We start from the raw sequence: 15,391 nt of genomic DNA on the forward strand, positions 1-15,391 counted from the left end.
CGGGCTCCGGGAACGATGCCAAGACCCTAACCGCTCGTCTCGACCGATGCCAGCCCGGCGCCGCCCATCGTCACATCAGCAGTTGATAGCTCAACGCCGAGCCCACCAGAGTGATGGACCCCATCAGGGCAACGATGAGCGCGTGACGCAGTGTATCGGGTTTCATGACGCGCATGACGATGACCTCGCGTGCGGAAAAGTGGCAACACCTCGTGCGGCGCGATAGCACCGCCATGGGATCTTGATAAGCGATCGTGCCACGACGCTCAATACGCCTTTGGGCGAATCGTTCCCGGTGTCGCCGCTACCGGCCACGCACCGCGAAGTGGTATCGTCTGCGCTTTCCTTCATAGCCACGAGACGAGGTTCGCCATGTCCAGCAAGGTCTACTGCATCGCCCAGTTCAAGCCCAAGCCCGGCAAGGAAGAGGCCGTCTTCAAGGCACTGCAGGCCCTCGAACCCAATGCCCACCGCGAGGATGCCTGCATCCAGTACACCGTGACCCGGAAAATCGACAACCCGTTCGCCGATGGCAGCAGCTACCCCATCGTCTTCCACGAGATCTGGGCCGACCGTGCCTCCTTCGAAGCGCATTGCCAACGCCGCGAGATCCAGGCGTTCTTCGCCGAGCAGGTCGAAGCCGAGGATGGCGATGTCGAGGACGCCAACGTCTGCGTGTACACCGATGAGCCGGTCGATTTCGACGCGCCCAGGCTATAACGCGCGGCGCCATCGGATGAGCGTTCTCGTCTCCCCCGTGTATCGCGAGGTGACATGAAAAGTCGCTGGGACGATCTGGCACTGTTGCTGGCCGTGGTCGATGCCGGCGGCTTCACCGCCGCCGCCGAGCGCCTGGGTACCAGCACGGCACGGCTCTCCCGTGCCGTGTCGCGCCTGGAGCGGCAGCTCGACACCACGCTCGTGCAGCGCACCACGCGACGACTGGACGTCACCGAGGAAGGGGCATCGTTCATCGCCCAGGCGCGCCAGGCACTCGACACGCTGGAAGCCGCCGAGGAAGCCCTCACGGTACGCCGGCGCGAGCCGGCCGGTCGCCTGCGCGTGGACGCCGCCACGCCGTTTCTGCTGCATCAGATCGTGCCGCATCTGGCCGCGTTCCATGCCGCCTACCCCAAGGTACGTCTGGAACTGACGACCCATGAAACCAACATCGATCTGATCGAACAGCGTACCGACATCGCCATTCGGATCGGTCGCCTGGAGGATTCGTCGCTGCATGCCCGTCCGCTGGGACACAGCCGACGCCGACTGGTGGCCAGCCCCGACTACCTCGCCCGCCACGGCACGCCGGCGACTGCCGAAGCGCTATCGGCCCATGTACTGCTCGGCTTCACGCACCTGCCGCAACTCAATCGCTGGCCCCTGCGCGGCGGATGCAGCGTCACGCCCACGCTCGCGTCGAGTAGCGGCGAAGCCCTGCTGCGCATGGCCGAGGCCGGGCTGGGCATTGCCTGCCTGGCGGACTTCCTGACCCGCGACGCCTGTCAGGCCGGACGCCTGTCGTTCGTGCTCGAGGATGCGATGCTCGAGCGCTACGAACCGATTCAAGCCGTCTATTACCGCAATACTGCCCTCGAAGGACGTATCGCGGCCTTTCTCGATTTCCTCGCCGGTCGGCTGACGCTCTAGGCTGATCAGTCGACGCTCTGAACAGACACGATGTCCGCGGCGCCATACCCGACAGCACTGCCTTTTTTGCACATCCTGCAAGAATGTTTTGCAATTACACCACTTTATCGCAAGGCAGCGACTCGGCAGACTGCCCCACCTTTGAAATCACGTTCACACCGAGTCGAACCCTTCATGAAGATTCTATTGATCAACGGCGCCAAGGCCTTCGCGCATTCCGGCGGCCGCTACAACGACACCCTGCACGACGTGGCACGCGGCGAACTCGCCGAACTCGGCCACGAGATCCGCGAGACCCGCATCGATGACGGCTACGACACCGATACCGAAGTCGAGAAATTCCTGTGGGCCGACGTCATCGTCTACCAGATGCCCGGCTGGTGGATGGGCGCTCCCTGGACGGTCAAGCGCTATATCGACGAAGTCTTCACCGCCGGCCACGGATCGCTTTATGCCAGCGACGGGCGCTCGCGCAAGGATCCCAGCCGTCAGTACGGCAGCGGCGGCCTGCTGCAGGGGCGGCGTTACATGCTCTCGCTGACCTGGAACGCGCCACTCGAGGCATTCGACGAGCCCGGCAACTTCTTCGAGGGCCAGGGCGTCGACGGGGTATACTTCCCCTTCCATAAATCCCAGGAATTCGTGGGCCTGGCGGCCATGCCGACCTTCATCGCCAACGATGTCATCAAGGCCCCCGACATCGATGGTCATGTCGATGCCTATCGCGCCCATCTGCGCGAGCACTTTGCCAACGCCTGAACGCCGACGACGACTCGCCCCCGGCCGGCGCTCCACGGCGCCGGCTACAATGTAGCTCCCTGGTCCTGCCGGGCGTTTCAGCCTTCAAGGCACGGCAAGCTTTTCAACGAGATGCTAAGATAGCGCGCCCGTTCGCGAAGAAAGCCCTTGCCCATGACCGATCGTCAAACCTCTCAGGCCCCCCTGCCGGCGACGCTGTGGCTGCTGGCGTTCGCCCTGGCGGCGATCAATCTGCGTGCGCCCATCGTGGTGGTGGGACCGGTACTGGAATCGATCATGCAGACGCTGGCCATCGGCGCCGGCGTCGCCAGCCTGTTCACCACCGGCATGATCCTGTGCTTCGGCGTGCTGTCCCCCTTGGCTCCCGGCGTCGCCGCGCGGATAGGGCTGGATCGCGCCATCGCCCTGGCACTGGCCGCCATTACGCTGGGCGGGCTGCTGCGCGGGATCGAGAGCCTGCCGGTGATGCTCGTTGGTACGCTGTTCGCGGGGCTGGGGATCGCCTTCGGCAACGTCTTCATGCCCAGCCTGGTCAAGCGCGACCGACCCGAGCGTATCGGTCAGACGATGGGGCTCTATACGGTGGTGATGGGGATCGGCGCCACCCTCGGGGCCGGCACGGCCGTCCCCCTGATGAACCTCAGCGGTCACTGGTCGGTGCCCATACTGATGTGGGCAGGGGTCGGCCTGGTCACCGCGGCACTCTGGATCTGGCTGGCCTGGCGCCGTCCCCGGCGCGCCGACGAAGGGCAATCCACGCGGATCACGCGGCTGTTCAAGAGCCGCACCGCCTGGACCCTGACGCTGTTCATGGGCATGCAGTCGCTGGGCTTCTATACCCTGCAGACCTGGGTCCCCGCCGTGGCCTCCGCCGCCGGCGTCCCCAGCGCCGCCGCGGGCGGGATGCTGTCGATCATCAACCTGACCAGCATTCCCGCCAGCTACGTGATCGCACGCCTCGCCGCGCGCCTGCATCACCATAGCCTGCTGGTGCTGGGGCTTTGCCTGTTGATCGCGCTGGGGCTGGCAGGCTTGTGGCTGGCACCCACGGCGTCCCCCACGCTGTGGGCGATCCTGCTCGGCGCCGGCCAGGGCGGCTGTTTCAGCTTCGCCCTGACCATGATCGTGATGCGCACTCGACGTGCCGACCACGCCGCGATGCTCTCCGGCATGGCCCAGAGCCTGGGCTACCTCATGGCCGCCGGCGGGCCGCTGGTGTTCGGCGCCCTGCACGGCATCACCGGCGACTGGCGGCTGTCGTTGTGGCTGCTGATGGGACTACTCAGCGTGCAGACCGTCGCCGGGGTGATGATCGGACGGCCCAAACTGGTCACGGTGCGCGAGGGCTGAGCCGCCGGCTCATGACGGTCACAGACTCGCCGCGGTAGGTCAGCACCTCGCGGTCCTCCCATCCCAGCCGGCGATACAGCGTCTGCTGATCGGGCGTGTAGAGATGAAAGTGATGGATGCCATGGGCCAGCGCTTCCGCCTCGACCCGCTGCACCAGGCGCGAGGCGATACCGTGGCCGCGCCATTCGGGCAACACGAAGACCGATGCCAGCCAGGGCGTCAGCTCGCGGCGGATGCTCATGTCGTCGGCGACCAGGCTTGCCGTGCCCACCGGCGACGCCCCGTGCATCGCCACGAACACCGAGGGCACGCCACCCTCGCCGCACTGCGCATAGAATGCCCGACGATACTCCGCCGCCGAGGTATCGGGGTGCAGATGCCCCCAGGCGTCATGGGTCCAACCCGCCACGGTCCTGGCGTGGGGCGAGTCGGCCTGCAACCTGACGATAGCGATATTCTCGATCACGCACATGCTCCTGCTCGCTGGCAGCGGGCTCGCCCCGTGTCGGCGTCGCCCGCCCAGCCTCAGTTCAACTGAAACGGATACACCGCGCCGATGCCCAGCAGCTGCGTCAACTCGTCGAGAGCGGTGAGCGATTCCCGGACAAGCAGCGGATCGGCGAGATCCTCAGGCGCCAGCCGATCGCGGTAATGCCGCTCGACCCACGCCGCCAGGTCGTCGTGCAACGCCTCGTCGAGCAGTACACGGCCGGTCAGCGCCTGGCGCTCGCGTGCCGCCAGCGCCACCCGCAGGCGCAGGCACGCCGGCCCCCCACCGTTGCGCATGCTCTGCTTGACGTCCTTGACCAGCACCTCGCTGATCGGGTTGTTCCCCCCCAGCAACAAGTCCTGGATCGTGCGCCAGACAGTCTCGTTTTCCTGGCACTCGCCGGGCACGACCAGCGTCATGCTGCCGTCAGGGTTGGAGAGCAACTGCGAGTTGAAGAGATAGGTCGCTACCGCATCCTCCAGGCTGATCGCCTCGCTCGGCACCCGCACCGGAATCAACGGCGTCGACATGCGGGCGCGCAGCGCCTCCAGCGTGGCCGTCTCGTCGCGGAACGCCATCTCGTGATAGAGCAGCACCGGGCCGTTGCCGACGGCGATGACATCGTTGTGGAAAACGCCGGCGTCGATGGCATCAGGATGCTGCTGGGCGAAGACCGTGCGGGTGTCGTCCAGGCCATGCTGCCGGGCGATCGCCTGGCTGGCCTCCAGCGTCTGGCGGGCCGGATACCGCTTGGGCCCGTGCTCGCCACCGAAGGCCTGGCGTCCGTATACGTAGAGGTGCACGCCCGGTTCGTCGTGATCGCCGCACAAGCGGGTGTGGTTGGCGGCCCCCTCGTCGGAGAATGTCGGCGTGGCCGGCAGCACCGGATGATGCGCGAAATGCGCCGGGTCGTGGAACATCGCCGCCAGCACCCGCGCCGTGGTACGCGGCTCGAGATAGCGGTGAAAGCTCGACTGCAGATTGGCGGCGGTGAAGTGGACGCGCCCGTCCGGCGCATCCAGGCTGGGTGTGACGGTGGCGGCATTCGCCGTCCACATCGACGAGGCCGAACATACCGCGCGCAGCAGTTGCGGCGCCTGGCGTGCCGCCTGGGCGAGCACACCGGCGTCGTCGCCGGTGAAGCCGAGGTCGCGCAACGCCCCCAGATCGGGGCGCTGCTGGGGCGGCAGCACGCCCTGAGCGAACCCTGCCTCCATCAACGACTTCATCTTGGCCAGCCCTTGCAGGGCCGCCTCGCGCGGATTGGCGGTCAGCCCGCCATGGCGCATCGAGGCGACATTGCCGTGCGCCAGCCCGGCATAGTTGTGGGTGGGCCCCACCAGGCCATCGAAATTGACCTCGCGCACGTCCTGGCTCATAGCACCACCCCCGGCGGCAGCGTCTCGGGCAGCACGAGGGTCTCGGCTTCCATCGAGGCCACCGGATAGGCGCAGTAGTCGGCCGCATAGTAGGCGCTGGGACGATGGTTGCCGCTGTCGCCGATGCCGCCGAACGGGGCGTCGCTGGAGGCGCCGGTGGTCTGGCGATTCCAGTTGACGATGCCGGCGCGGATGCGCAACAGAAAGTCATCCCAATCGGCGCGCTCGCCGCCGATCAGGCCGGCCGACAGCCCGTATCGGGTGTCGTTGGCCAGGGCGATGGCCTCGTCCCAGTCCCGGTAGCGATGCACCTTGAGCAGAGGTCCGAAATGTTCCTCGTCGGGGACGTCGCAGCCGGTGACATCGATCAGGCCCGGCGACAACAGGCTGGTGCCCGCCTGCAGACGGCGCATGCGACTCAGCGGCCGACCGCCGCGTGCGACCAGGTCGTCCTGGGCGGCCAGCAGCCCATCCGCCGCCTCGACGCTCGTCAGCCCGGCATAAAACGGCGCGGGCTCGCTGAACGGCGCCGCCACGCGCAGCTCGGCGATGGCGCTCGTCAGCGCGTCGATCAAGTCATCGCCCACCGCGCCATGCGGCACGATCAGGCGGCGCGCGCATGTGCAGCGCTGACCGCCCGAGGCAAAGGCCGACTGCAGGATCGACAGTACCGCCGCTTCCCGGTCCGGCACGTCCTTGACCACCAGCGGGTTGTTGCCGCCCAGCTCCAGGGCCAGGATCTTGTCGACCTGCCCGCCGAACTGACGATGCAGAAGGCCGCCGACCTTGGCGCTGCCGGTGAACAGCAAGCCATCGATGTCGGCGCTGCCGGCCAGCGCCTGACCGACCTCGGCCGCGCCCTGCACCAGGTTGATCACGCCGGCGGGCAGCCCCGCCTCGAGCCAGCACTGCAGGGTCAAGTCGGCGGTCATGGGGGTCTGCTCGCTGGGCTTGAAGACCACCGCATTGCCGGCCAGCAAGGCCGGGACGATATGCCCGTTGGGCAGATGCCCGGGAAAGTTGTAGGGGCCGTACACCGCCAGCACGCCGTGCGGCCGGTGGCGCAGTACCGCGCGCGCATCGCCGATATCCCGCGCGCGTTCGCCGGTGCGCTCATGATAGGCGGTGATCGAGATCGCCACCTTGCCGATCATCGCGCCCACCTCGGTCCGCGCTTCCCACAAGGGCTTGCCGGTTTCCTGCGCGATGGCAGTGGCCAGGTGCTCGCGGTGGGTTTCCAGGCATTCGCGGAAACGCTCGACCACGGCCTGACGCTCGGCGAAGGAACGCCGGGCCCAGTCGGGAAACGCCTGCCGGGCGGCGGCCACCGCATGCTCGACTTGGGTGGCACTGGCGGCGGTCGCCGTCCACAGGGTCTCGCCCGAGACGGGGTCGGTCTTGGCGAAGCGTGCCGCGTCGCCGTCGACCCAGGCTCCGTCGATCAGCAATTGCTGCTTGGCTTGCATAATGATCTCCTTGGCACCATGCGCCGACACGCCGGCGCGTAATGGATGAGTCCGCGTCAGGTCTCGAGCAGGCGCAGCGTATCGCCCTCGCCGACCCCGAGCCGCCGAGCCTCGTCCGAGGTCAACGTGAGCATGCCGTCCGCCCCCGGCCCACGTCCGATCCAGGCGGCGCGGAAATCGCGCATGCCCGAGGTCGCCACCAGCCAGGTGGGACGCTCGCCCTGCGGAGCAGCATCGTCGAGCTTCACCGGGTAGCGGGCCGAGTCGCGCACGGCGCGCACATCGTCGATGTAGGCCTCGACCGTGGGCCCGCCATCGAAGATGTCGATATAGCCTTCCCAGCGCAGCCCTTCCTTCTTGAGCATCTCCAGCGCCGGACGAGTGTGCTCGTGAACGGCGCCGATGCAGGCGCGCGCTTCCTCGGAAAGAAACGGCGTGTAGATCGGGAACTTGGGCATCAGCTCGCCGATGAAGCTCTTCTGGCCGAGACCGGTGAGACGGTCGGCCTCGTTGAAGTCCATGGGAAAGAAATGGCTGCCCAGGCAATGCCAGAACGCACTGGTGCCGTTTTCATCGAAGCGGCCGCGCATCTCGGCCAGCACCTTGTCGGGGAAGCGGTCGCGAAACTCGGCGATGAACAGCCAGCGCGCCTTGGACAGCAAGGCGCCATTGCGATCGCGACGATACTCGGGACGCAGGTACAACGAGCAGACCTCGGCGTCGCCGGTATGGTCGGAGCTGAGAAACAGCGTATCGATGGTGCGGTGCAGATCGAGCTGGACCGAGGAATGCGCCAGCGTGCCCAGGCGATAGTTGTAGAACGGCACCTCGCGACCGACCTGCGCCTCGATCGCGCAGCAACCCGCCAGCTCGCCGGTGGCGTCATCCTCGAGCACGAAGAAATACAACCGGTCGTCGATGGCGCTGCGTTCCTCGAAGGCGCTCACCGCGTGTTCGATCTTGGCGGCCAGGAAGTCGCGATTGTCGGGCAGCGACGTGAACCCCACGCCGGTCTGCCAGGCCAGGCTCTGCAGGCCGTCGATGTCACGGCGCTCAATGGGACGAATGCGCATCAGGCGTCTCCTTCGTCGACTTCATCCATGACGGCGGGCAACGCCAGCGGCGCGGCCAGGACCGCACGTCCCTCCTCGACGCCCAGCAGCGCGGCGTGCTCCGGCGAAAGCATCAACTGCCCCGTCGGCGACAGCGCGTAGCGCGCCACCAGACAGCGGAAGCCGCCCAGCTGTTGATTGGCGATCAGCGCCGGCTCGGCATCCGGCAAGACATGCCCAGGCCGCAGCCGCACCGGATGCCAGCTCGCCTGACGCACGCTCTGCAGACGATCGCGCTCGCCCCGCACGACGGGGCCGGCATCGAAGATGTCCACGTGGCGCGAGCGCACGAACCCCTCGGCCAGCATCTCCTCGAGTGCCCCTTCGTGATCGGGGTGCTCGCGCCCGATGGCGGCCCGTGCCTGGGGCGTGAGCAGGGGCAGATATAACGGAAACTGCGGCATGACCTCGGCGATGAAGCTCTTCGAGCGCACGCCCGCCAGCAGGTTGATCTCCTGAAACCCACGGGCGAAGAAGTGCCGCCCGACGCTGTTCCAGAACGGCGACTCGCCCTGGGCGTCGAGATAGCCCGGGAAGGCCACCGCCAGAAGCGATGCGAAACGCTCCGGGTATTGGGCGATGAACATCAGACGCGCACGCCGCAGCAGGCTCTCGGCGCTGGTGCCCTTGTAGCGGGCGTCCAGCGACAAGGCGCACAGCAGCGTGGTCTCGGACGTCTCGTGCGAAAGCGACAGCGTCTGCACCTCGCGGCGCACGTTGAGCTGCTGCGAGGCGTGGATCAGGGTTTCCTGGCGGTAGGTGTAATACGCATCCTGCGCACCGGCCTGGGCGCGAATGCTGGCGGTCCCCACCACCTCGTCGAGGTCGAGATCCTCGAGCACGAAGGTGTAGGCCTCATCGCCGGGAAAATCGACCTCGCGTGCCAGGGCTCGCGTCGAGCGCGCGATGCGCTCCTCGAGACGGTCGCGATGCGCAGGCAGATTGGTCAGACGCGGCGTGGCGCTCCCCGCCAGGCGCTCCAGCGCCGGCAGGTCGCGCGGTTGAACGGGACGGACGACAAGCATGTCAGTGCCTCTTGGTTGCGCGCTCATGCGCCCTGCACGAAGCGGCCGATGGCACGTTCGAGGCGCGCCATCCCCTCGTTGACGTCGGTGTCGGAAATCACCAGCGACGGCGCCATGCGCAGCACGTTGGGACCGGCGACCAGCGCCATCAATCCTTCCTCCATGGCCAGCGGCAGGATTTCCTTGGCCCGTCCCTCGTAGGCCGGTGCCATCTCGGCCCCGAGCAGCAGGCCCAGGCCGCGCACTTCCTTGAAGACGCCATGGCGACGATTGATCGCCTCGAGATGCTCCTTGAACAGAGCATGCCGGCGCATGACGCCCGACAGCACCTCGGGCGTGTCGATGGTCTCCACCGCCGCCAGCGCCACCGCGCAGGCCAGCGGATTGCCACCGTAGGTGGAGCCGTGAGTGCCCACCGCCAGCGACGGCGCGACGCGGTCGGTGGTCAGCATGGCGCCGACGGGGAACCCGCCGCCCAGGGCCTTGGCGGTGGTCAGAATGTCCGGCGTCACGCCGTAATGCATGTACGCGTAGAGATAGCCGCTACGGCCCACGCCGGATTGCACTTCGTCGAAGACCAGCAGTGCCTGATGCTCGTCGCACAAGGCGCGCAGTCCATGCAGGAAATCCGCCTCGGCAGGCACCACGCCGCCCTCGCCCTGCATCGGCTCGACGACCACCGCACAGGTGGCGTCGTCGATCAGCTCGCGCACGCTGTCCAGATCGTTGTACACCGCATGCTCAATGCGGCCGGGGATCGGCCCGAAGCCTTCGGAATACTTGGGCTGACCGCCGACACTGACCGTGAACAGCGTCCGCCCGTGGAACGACTGGCGGAAGGAAATGATCTTGTCCTTGTGGGCGCCGTGCGTATCGTGGGCCCAGCGCCGGGCCAGCTTGAAGGCCGCTTCGTTGGCTTCGCCGCCGGAGGAGCAGAAATAGGCCTTGTCGGCGAAGGTCCGCTCGACCAGCGACTTGGCCAGGGCCAGGGCCGGCTCGTTGGTATAGACGTTGGAAAGGTGCCAGAGCTTGTCGGCCTGCCCCTTGAGCGCCGAGACCAGCGCGGGATGACAATGCCCCAGCGCGTTGACCGCGATGCCCCCGGCGAAATCGATGTATTCGCGCCCATCCTGATCCCACAGACGGCTACCTTCGCCACGCACCGGAATCGTCCGCTGCGGAGCGTAATTGGGCACCATGTAGCGTTCGAAATCGTCGCGGGTCGGTGACTGGGACATCGTGGGGTCCTCCTGAGTGGGTCAACGAATACGGTAGGTTGGCATTGAGTATACGAGCGGGGAGGCCGCCGGGTCTTTCAGCGATGTGACGACGATTTACGAAAAGCGGTTGAGTTTTGCCCTGCTCGCCCCGACCAACTCATTTGCGGACTCACGATCGCGCCGCAGCGGGCGCGACACTCGCGTTAGACGACGCTCACGCAAGACAAGGAGGCTCGACATGCAGATCGATCTCAGCGGCAAATCCGCCATCGTCACCGGCTCCACCGCCGGCATCGGTTTCGCCATCGCCCAGGGACTGGCCAATGCCGGCGCCGAGGTCACCCTGACCGGACGTACCCAGGCACGCGTCGACAAAGCGCTGAGCGACCTGAAAGCCGCGGTCTCCGGCGCCAGGGTTTCCGGCGTCGCCGCCGACCTGGGCACCGCCGAAGGCTGCCAGGCGCTGATATCCGCTCGCCCGGACACCGACATCCTGATCAACAACGTGGGGATCTTCGGTCCGCAGGATTTCTTCGAGACCGATGACGCCACCTGGGAACAATTCTTCCAGGTCAACGTGATGAGCGGGGTGCGCCTGTCGCGTCACTATGCGCAGGGCATGAAGGCACGCGGCTGGGGACGCATTCAGTTCCTGTCCAGCGAATCGGCCCTCAACATCCCCGCCGAAATGGTGCATTACGGCATGACCAAGTCCGCCGTGCAGTCGATCTCGCGCGGCCTGGCCAAGGTGATGGCGGGCACCGGCGTGACCGTCAACGCGGTGCTGCCGGGGCCGACACGCTCCGAGGGCGTGGTCGACATGATCGCCAAGATGGCCGAGCAGGAAGGCGTGTCCCAGGAGGCCATGGAGGAACGCTTCGTCAAGGAAAACCGCCCCAGCTCGATCATCGGACGGCTTGCCACGCCCGAGGAAGTCGCCAACATGTGCGTCTATGCCGCATCGCCGCAGGCCAGCGCCACCACGGGCGCGCCGCTGCGCGTGGAAGGCGGCATCGTCGACAGCATGGCGTGATCGTGCGCGCATGGCCCGATGTACCGGGCCATGCCTGCCCCAGACTCCAGGTTGCGCACGGATTGTCTCGCAAGCCCATTCCCGCATGGACGCCCCGCCGGCAACGTGCTAAGACGGCGTTACCCCCTTGCCGGAGCGCCGCGTCATGTTCAACACGACCGCCTGGAATCGCCTGCGATATTCGCTTTACGCACCGGTCTACGATCTGGTGGTCGCACGGGCGTTCCGGCGCGCGCGTCGCCTGGCGCTGGATGCGGTGCACTGGCGCCAGGGCCAGCGCGTGCTGCTGATCGGCGCCGGCACGGGGCTCGATCTGCCCTGTCTGCCGCGCGATGTCGAAATACATGCCATCGACATCTCGCCGCTGATGCTCGCGCGCCTCGAGGCAAGGGCCGATCGTTACGGCCTGGACGTCATCGCCTCGACCATGGATGCCGCCCGGCTCGACTACCCCGACGCGCATTTCGATGTGGTGGTCATGCACCTGATCGTCGCGGTCATGCCCGACCCGCAGGCTGGACTGCGCGAAGCGCACCGGGTGCTGGTGGAGGACGGTCAGCTCTGCGTGATGGACAAGTTCCAGAGCGATGCTCGCCCGGCCGGGGTGGTGCGCCGTCTGGTGAACGTGGTGACCTCGTTCCTGGCCACCGATATCACGCGTCAGGCGCGGCCATTGCTGGAAGGCGCCGGTTTCGTCGTCGAGCACGACACGCCGGTGATGATGGGGACACTGTTTCGCGCCCTGCTGGCCCGCAAGGCATGACACGCCGACGTTGCCTATAGGGCCTGGAGCGCCTTGCTGAGCCGAACGCGGGGAATCCGCTCGCCGGCACGCTCGACCCAGTCCTCTCCATCGTGACGCCAGTCACGGCGTACCAGGGCATCCGCCAGCACCAGACTGGCCTCGATGCGCAGGCAGGTCACACCGCGCTGGCGCATCTCGCCCTCGGCATACTCGAGCAGACTTTTGCCCACGCCTCGACGCGCCAGCGAAGGCCACACATAGAGTGTCTCGATACGTCCGGCTTCGGGGTCGAGCTCGCAGAAGCCGACACAGCGCCCATCGCAGATCGCCACCAGCGTCGGGTACAGCACCTGGCGCGCCGCCCAGGCCTCGGCGTCACGTGGCAGGGCCATGGCCCAGGCATCGCGCTGCGCCAGGGTGTAATACCCGGCGGCGCCCTGCATCACCGCATGGTGGAACACTTCCGCCTGATCGGCGGCATCGCGGGGCTTGGCGGCACGGTAGACGATTCGTTCGATCACCGGAGTCTCTCGTCTTGTCGAAATCGCATGACGGCGGTTCGCGGTCACGACGCATGACGGTTCCCGTCACGAAAAGGGCCGTCACGCGCAGCCTACACAAGCCATGCCCGCCACGCCAGCGCCCCCGTCAACCTCTCCCGAACGCCCTCTCGAACGCCTCGCCGAACGCGCCGGTATTGGGCATAATGCCGCGATGACCGATCGCGACCTTCCCCCTGTCGAACCGGCGGCCGTCACGCTCACGCCCATCGGGCGCATCGCCAGCGACTATCCGGACAAGTTCGGTATCCCGCGCCAGCCGGGGCTGGCCAGCGCCGCCCGCGCCACGCTGCGCCTGTTGCCGCCGTTCGACGATCCGCTCGCCGTGCGCGGCCTGGAGACCTTCAGCCATCTCTGGCTGACCTTCATCTTTCATCACAGCCCCGCCCGCTGGACGCCCCTGGTACGCCCGCCGCGTCTCGGCGGCAATGCCAAGCAAGGCGTCTTCGCGACACGCAGCACGCACCGACCCAATCGCCTGGGCCTGTCGCTGGTCGAGCTGGTCGAGGTCGATACCCGCCGGGGCGTGACATTGCACCTGCGCGGCCACGACCTCGTCGACGGCACCCCGGTGCTCGACATCAAGCCCTATCTGGCCTGGGCCGAATCGCGTCCCGAGGCCCGCAGCGGCTTCGCGCCGGCGCCGCCCGCGTCATTGCCGGTGACGTTTTCCGCCGCCGCCGAGGCGACCCTGCTCGCGCGCGAGGATGGCGACTCGCTGCGCGACCTGATCCGCCAGGTGCTGGCCCAGGACCCGCGTCCCGCCTACCACAGGAAGGCGGCCGAGGCCGACGCCCGCCGCTACGGCGTGCGCCTGCGCGATGTCGACGTCCGCTTCCATGCGAGCCTCGCCGACGACATCGAGGCCCTGCACGTGGTGGCCATCATCCCCGCAGCGCCTGCCGCCTGAACGACAGCGGGGCGCCCGAAGGCGCCCCGCAAGCATGGGTCGGCGATACACGACGTTCAGAAGCTGATGCCGATCCGCCGCCCGACTTCTTCATAGGCTTCGATGACGCCCCCGAGTCCTTGACGGAACCGGTCCTTGTCCATCTTCTCGCGCGTATTGGCGTCCCACAGGCGGCAGCCATCCGGCGAGAACTCATCGCCCAGCATCACCTCGCCGTCGAACAGACCGAATTCGAGCTTGTAGTCGACCAGCAGCATGCCGCCATCCAGGAACAGCTGCTTGAGGACGTCGTTGACCTTGAAGGTCAGCGCCTTCATGGTCGCCAGTTGCTCGGGCGTCGCCCAGCCGAAGGTCTCGGCCAGCGACTCGTTGATCATCGGGTCGCCATGGGCATCGTCCTTGAGGAACAGCTCGAACGTGGGCGGTGTCAGCGTCTGCCCTTCCTCGACGCCCAGGCGACGCACCAGGCCGCCGGCGGCCACGTTGCGCACCACGCATTCAACCGGAATCATCTCGAGATTCTTGACCACGCACTCGTCATCGGCGATCAGCTTCTCGAAATGCGTCGGGATGCCCGCCGCCTGAAGCTTCTCCATGATGAAGGCGTTGAACTTGTTGTTGACCATGCCCTTGCGTGCCAGCGACTCCTTCTTCTTGCCGTCGAAGGCACTGGTGTCGTCGCGAAAGTGCAGGATCAGGCGCTGCGGGTCGTCGGTGCGGTAGACGGACTTGGCTTTGCCCGCGTACAGCTCGTCACGTTTTTCCATGAGGTCTCCCCATTGGCCCTCGACGGGCCGGCTGGCTTGTCTGCGCGCGGCTCGCACGAACCCGCGTCGTATTCGAAACATTGTCGCCGTCGACAGGCACCGGCGCCGTCGGCTCGGCCCCTGCCCACGGCCTCACGCGATGGTCTGCCATGCGAACCCATGCGCCTGCGCCGAGACCAGCAGCCGCGACTCATCGCCGGACAGCAAGGGGGTCAAGGCCTCCAGCGCCAACTCGGGGCGGTTGTTCTCCTCCGAGATGTGCGAGCAGACGATGCGTTGCAGGCGGTCCAGCCCCAGGCGCGCCAGCAGCTCGGCGGCCTGCACATTGGCCAGATGGCCCCAGTGACCGCCGACGCGCCGCTTGAGCCGGGGCGGATAGGGGCCGACGTCCAGCATCCGGCGATCATGGTTGCATTCCAGAATCAGGGCATCGCATCCCTGAAAGGCCTCGACCACATGCTCGCTCGGATGGCCGAGATCGGTGAGCACTCCCAGATGGCGGTCGTGGGCGCGAAAGCGAAATTGGACCGGCTCCCGGGCATCGTGCGGCACGGTGACCGGGTCGATGTCCAGGCCCTTGATCGCGAAGCGGGACTGGGGCACGACCCATTCGTGACGCGGCACCTCGCCCAAGCGGCCCGAGAGCCAGGTGCCCGCGGTCAGGTAGACCGGCATCGCATAGCGCCGCGCCAACGGCCCCACCCCGCGAATGTGATCGCCATGCTCGTGAGTCAGCAGGATGGCATCGAGCTGACGCGGATGCAGCCCGAACTGAGCGAGACGTCGCTCGGTCTCGCGCAGGCCGAAGCCGCAATCGACCAGGACATGCGTCTCGCCGTCGCTGACCAGGGTGGCGTTGCCCTTGCTGCCACTGCCCAGCGAGGCGAAACGAAGCGCCGGCGTGGCCGCGTGTCCCTCTGCCATG

At 67.0% G+C, this 15,391-nt stretch carries 16 protein-coding genes; 7 read left to right on the top strand and 9 right to left on the bottom strand.

Features of this window, described 5'->3' with window-relative positions:
- Positions 1–372 precede the first annotated feature (372 nt).
- The 4 genes from CSAL_RS14165 to CSAL_RS14180 all read left to right on the top strand — a co-directional run bounded on the left by CSAL_RS14165 (position 373) and on the right by CSAL_RS14180 (position 3,759).
- On the top strand, positions 373–720 hold the full coding sequence (locus CSAL_RS14165; RefSeq protein WP_011508091.1) for a putative quinol monooxygenase: 348 nt from the start codon (positions 373–375) through the stop codon (positions 718–720).
- Between the two features lie 54 nt (positions 721–774).
- On the top strand, positions 775–1,650 hold the full coding sequence (locus tag CSAL_RS14170; RefSeq protein WP_011508092.1) for a LysR family transcriptional regulator: 876 nt from the start codon (positions 775–777) through the stop codon (positions 1,648–1,650).
- Between the two features lie 174 nt (positions 1,651–1,824).
- On the top strand, positions 1,825–2,409 hold the full coding sequence (locus tag CSAL_RS14175; RefSeq protein ID WP_011508093.1) for an NAD(P)H-dependent oxidoreductase: 585 nt from the start codon (positions 1,825–1,827) through the stop codon (positions 2,407–2,409).
- Positions 2,410–2,562: 153 nt separating this feature from the next.
- On the top strand, positions 2,563–3,759 hold the full coding sequence (locus CSAL_RS14180; RefSeq protein WP_011508094.1) for a CynX/NimT family MFS transporter: 1,197 nt from the start codon (positions 2,563–2,565) through the stop codon (positions 3,757–3,759).
- Here the strand turns inward: CSAL_RS14180 and CSAL_RS14185 are convergent.
- Genes CSAL_RS14185 through CSAL_RS14210 form a run of 6 tightly spaced genes read right to left on the bottom strand, consistent with a single transcriptional unit; the run spans position 3,740 to position 10,469 of the window.
- Entirely contained in the window at positions 3,740–4,225 is a 486-nt protein-coding gene (locus tag CSAL_RS14185) for a GNAT family N-acetyltransferase (protein WP_011508095.1), read from the bottom strand. The two genes, CSAL_RS14180 and CSAL_RS14185, sit on opposite strands and share 20 nt — an antisense overlap.
- Positions 4,226–4,284: 59 nt before the next feature.
- Positions 4,285–5,628 carry an N-succinylarginine dihydrolase gene (astB, locus tag CSAL_RS14190; protein ID WP_011508096.1) on the bottom strand — a complete coding sequence of 448 codons (1,344 nt, stop codon included), beginning with the start codon at positions 5,626–5,628 and terminating at the stop codon, positions 4,285–4,287.
- Complete coding sequence (astD, locus tag CSAL_RS14195; RefSeq protein WP_011508097.1) at positions 5,625–7,094, bottom strand: succinylglutamate-semialdehyde dehydrogenase; 1,470 nt, start codon at positions 7,092–7,094, stop codon at positions 5,625–5,627. The genes astB and astD overlap by 4 nt, the downstream gene beginning before the upstream one ends.
- 56 nt (positions 7,095–7,150) lie before the next feature.
- Positions 7,151–8,167 (bottom strand): arginine N-succinyltransferase, encoded by a 1,017-nt coding sequence (astA, locus tag CSAL_RS14200; protein WP_011508098.1) that lies wholly within the window; start codon positions 8,165–8,167, stop codon positions 7,151–7,153.
- Complete coding sequence (locus CSAL_RS14205) at positions 8,167–9,231, bottom strand: arginine N-succinyltransferase (protein WP_011508099.1); 1,065 nt, start codon at positions 9,229–9,231, stop codon at positions 8,167–8,169. The genes astA and CSAL_RS14205 overlap by 1 nt, the downstream gene beginning before the upstream one ends.
- A 23-nt stretch (positions 9,232–9,254) precedes the next feature.
- A complete protein-coding gene (locus tag CSAL_RS14210; protein ID WP_011508100.1) occupies positions 9,255–10,469 on the bottom strand; it encodes an aspartate aminotransferase family protein in 1,215 nt (404 codons plus the stop codon).
- A gap of 220 nt (positions 10,470–10,689) precedes the next feature.
- Between CSAL_RS14210 and CSAL_RS14215 the strand changes: the two genes are divergently transcribed.
- Positions 10,690–11,484 (top strand): SDR family NAD(P)-dependent oxidoreductase, encoded by a 795-nt coding sequence (locus CSAL_RS14215; protein WP_011508101.1) that lies wholly within the window; start codon positions 10,690–10,692, stop codon positions 11,482–11,484.
- Positions 11,485–11,629: 145 nt separating this feature from the next.
- Positions 11,630–12,247, top strand: a complete 618-nt coding sequence (locus CSAL_RS14220) for a class I SAM-dependent methyltransferase (RefSeq protein WP_011508102.1) — start codon at positions 11,630–11,632, stop codon at positions 12,245–12,247.
- Positions 12,248–12,261: 14 nt separating this feature from the next.
- Here CSAL_RS14220 and CSAL_RS14225 read toward each other — a convergent pair whose 3' ends face one another.
- On the bottom strand, positions 12,262–12,750 hold the full coding sequence (locus tag CSAL_RS14225; RefSeq protein WP_224114302.1) for a GNAT family N-acetyltransferase: 489 nt from the start codon (positions 12,748–12,750) through the stop codon (positions 12,262–12,264).
- Between the two features lie 193 nt (positions 12,751–12,943).
- On the opposite strand from CSAL_RS14225, the gene tsaA reads away from it, so the two are divergent.
- Positions 12,944–13,699, top strand: a complete 756-nt coding sequence (gene tsaA / locus CSAL_RS14230) for a tRNA (N6-threonylcarbamoyladenosine(37)-N6)-methyltransferase TrmO (RefSeq protein ID WP_011508104.1) — start codon at positions 12,944–12,946, stop codon at positions 13,697–13,699.
- Positions 13,700–13,755: 56 nt separating this feature from the next.
- Here tsaA and purC read toward each other — a convergent pair whose 3' ends face one another.
- Together purC and CSAL_RS14240 are read right to left on the bottom strand one after the other, a co-directional pair.
- Entirely contained in the window at positions 13,756–14,466 is a 711-nt protein-coding gene (gene purC, locus CSAL_RS14235) for a phosphoribosylaminoimidazolesuccinocarboxamide synthase (protein WP_011508105.1), read from the bottom strand.
- 132 nt (positions 14,467–14,598) lie between these two features.
- Positions 14,599–15,390 (bottom strand): MBL fold metallo-hydrolase, encoded by a 792-nt coding sequence (locus tag CSAL_RS14240; RefSeq protein ID WP_011508106.1) that lies wholly within the window; start codon positions 15,388–15,390, stop codon positions 14,599–14,601.
- Position 15,391: the final 1 nt, after the last annotated feature.

Origin of the sequence: Chromohalobacter israelensis DSM 3043, assembly GCF_000055785.1 — a bacterium.
GTDB classification, from domain to species: domain Bacteria; phylum Pseudomonadota; class Gammaproteobacteria; order Pseudomonadales; family Halomonadaceae; genus Chromohalobacter; species Chromohalobacter israelensis.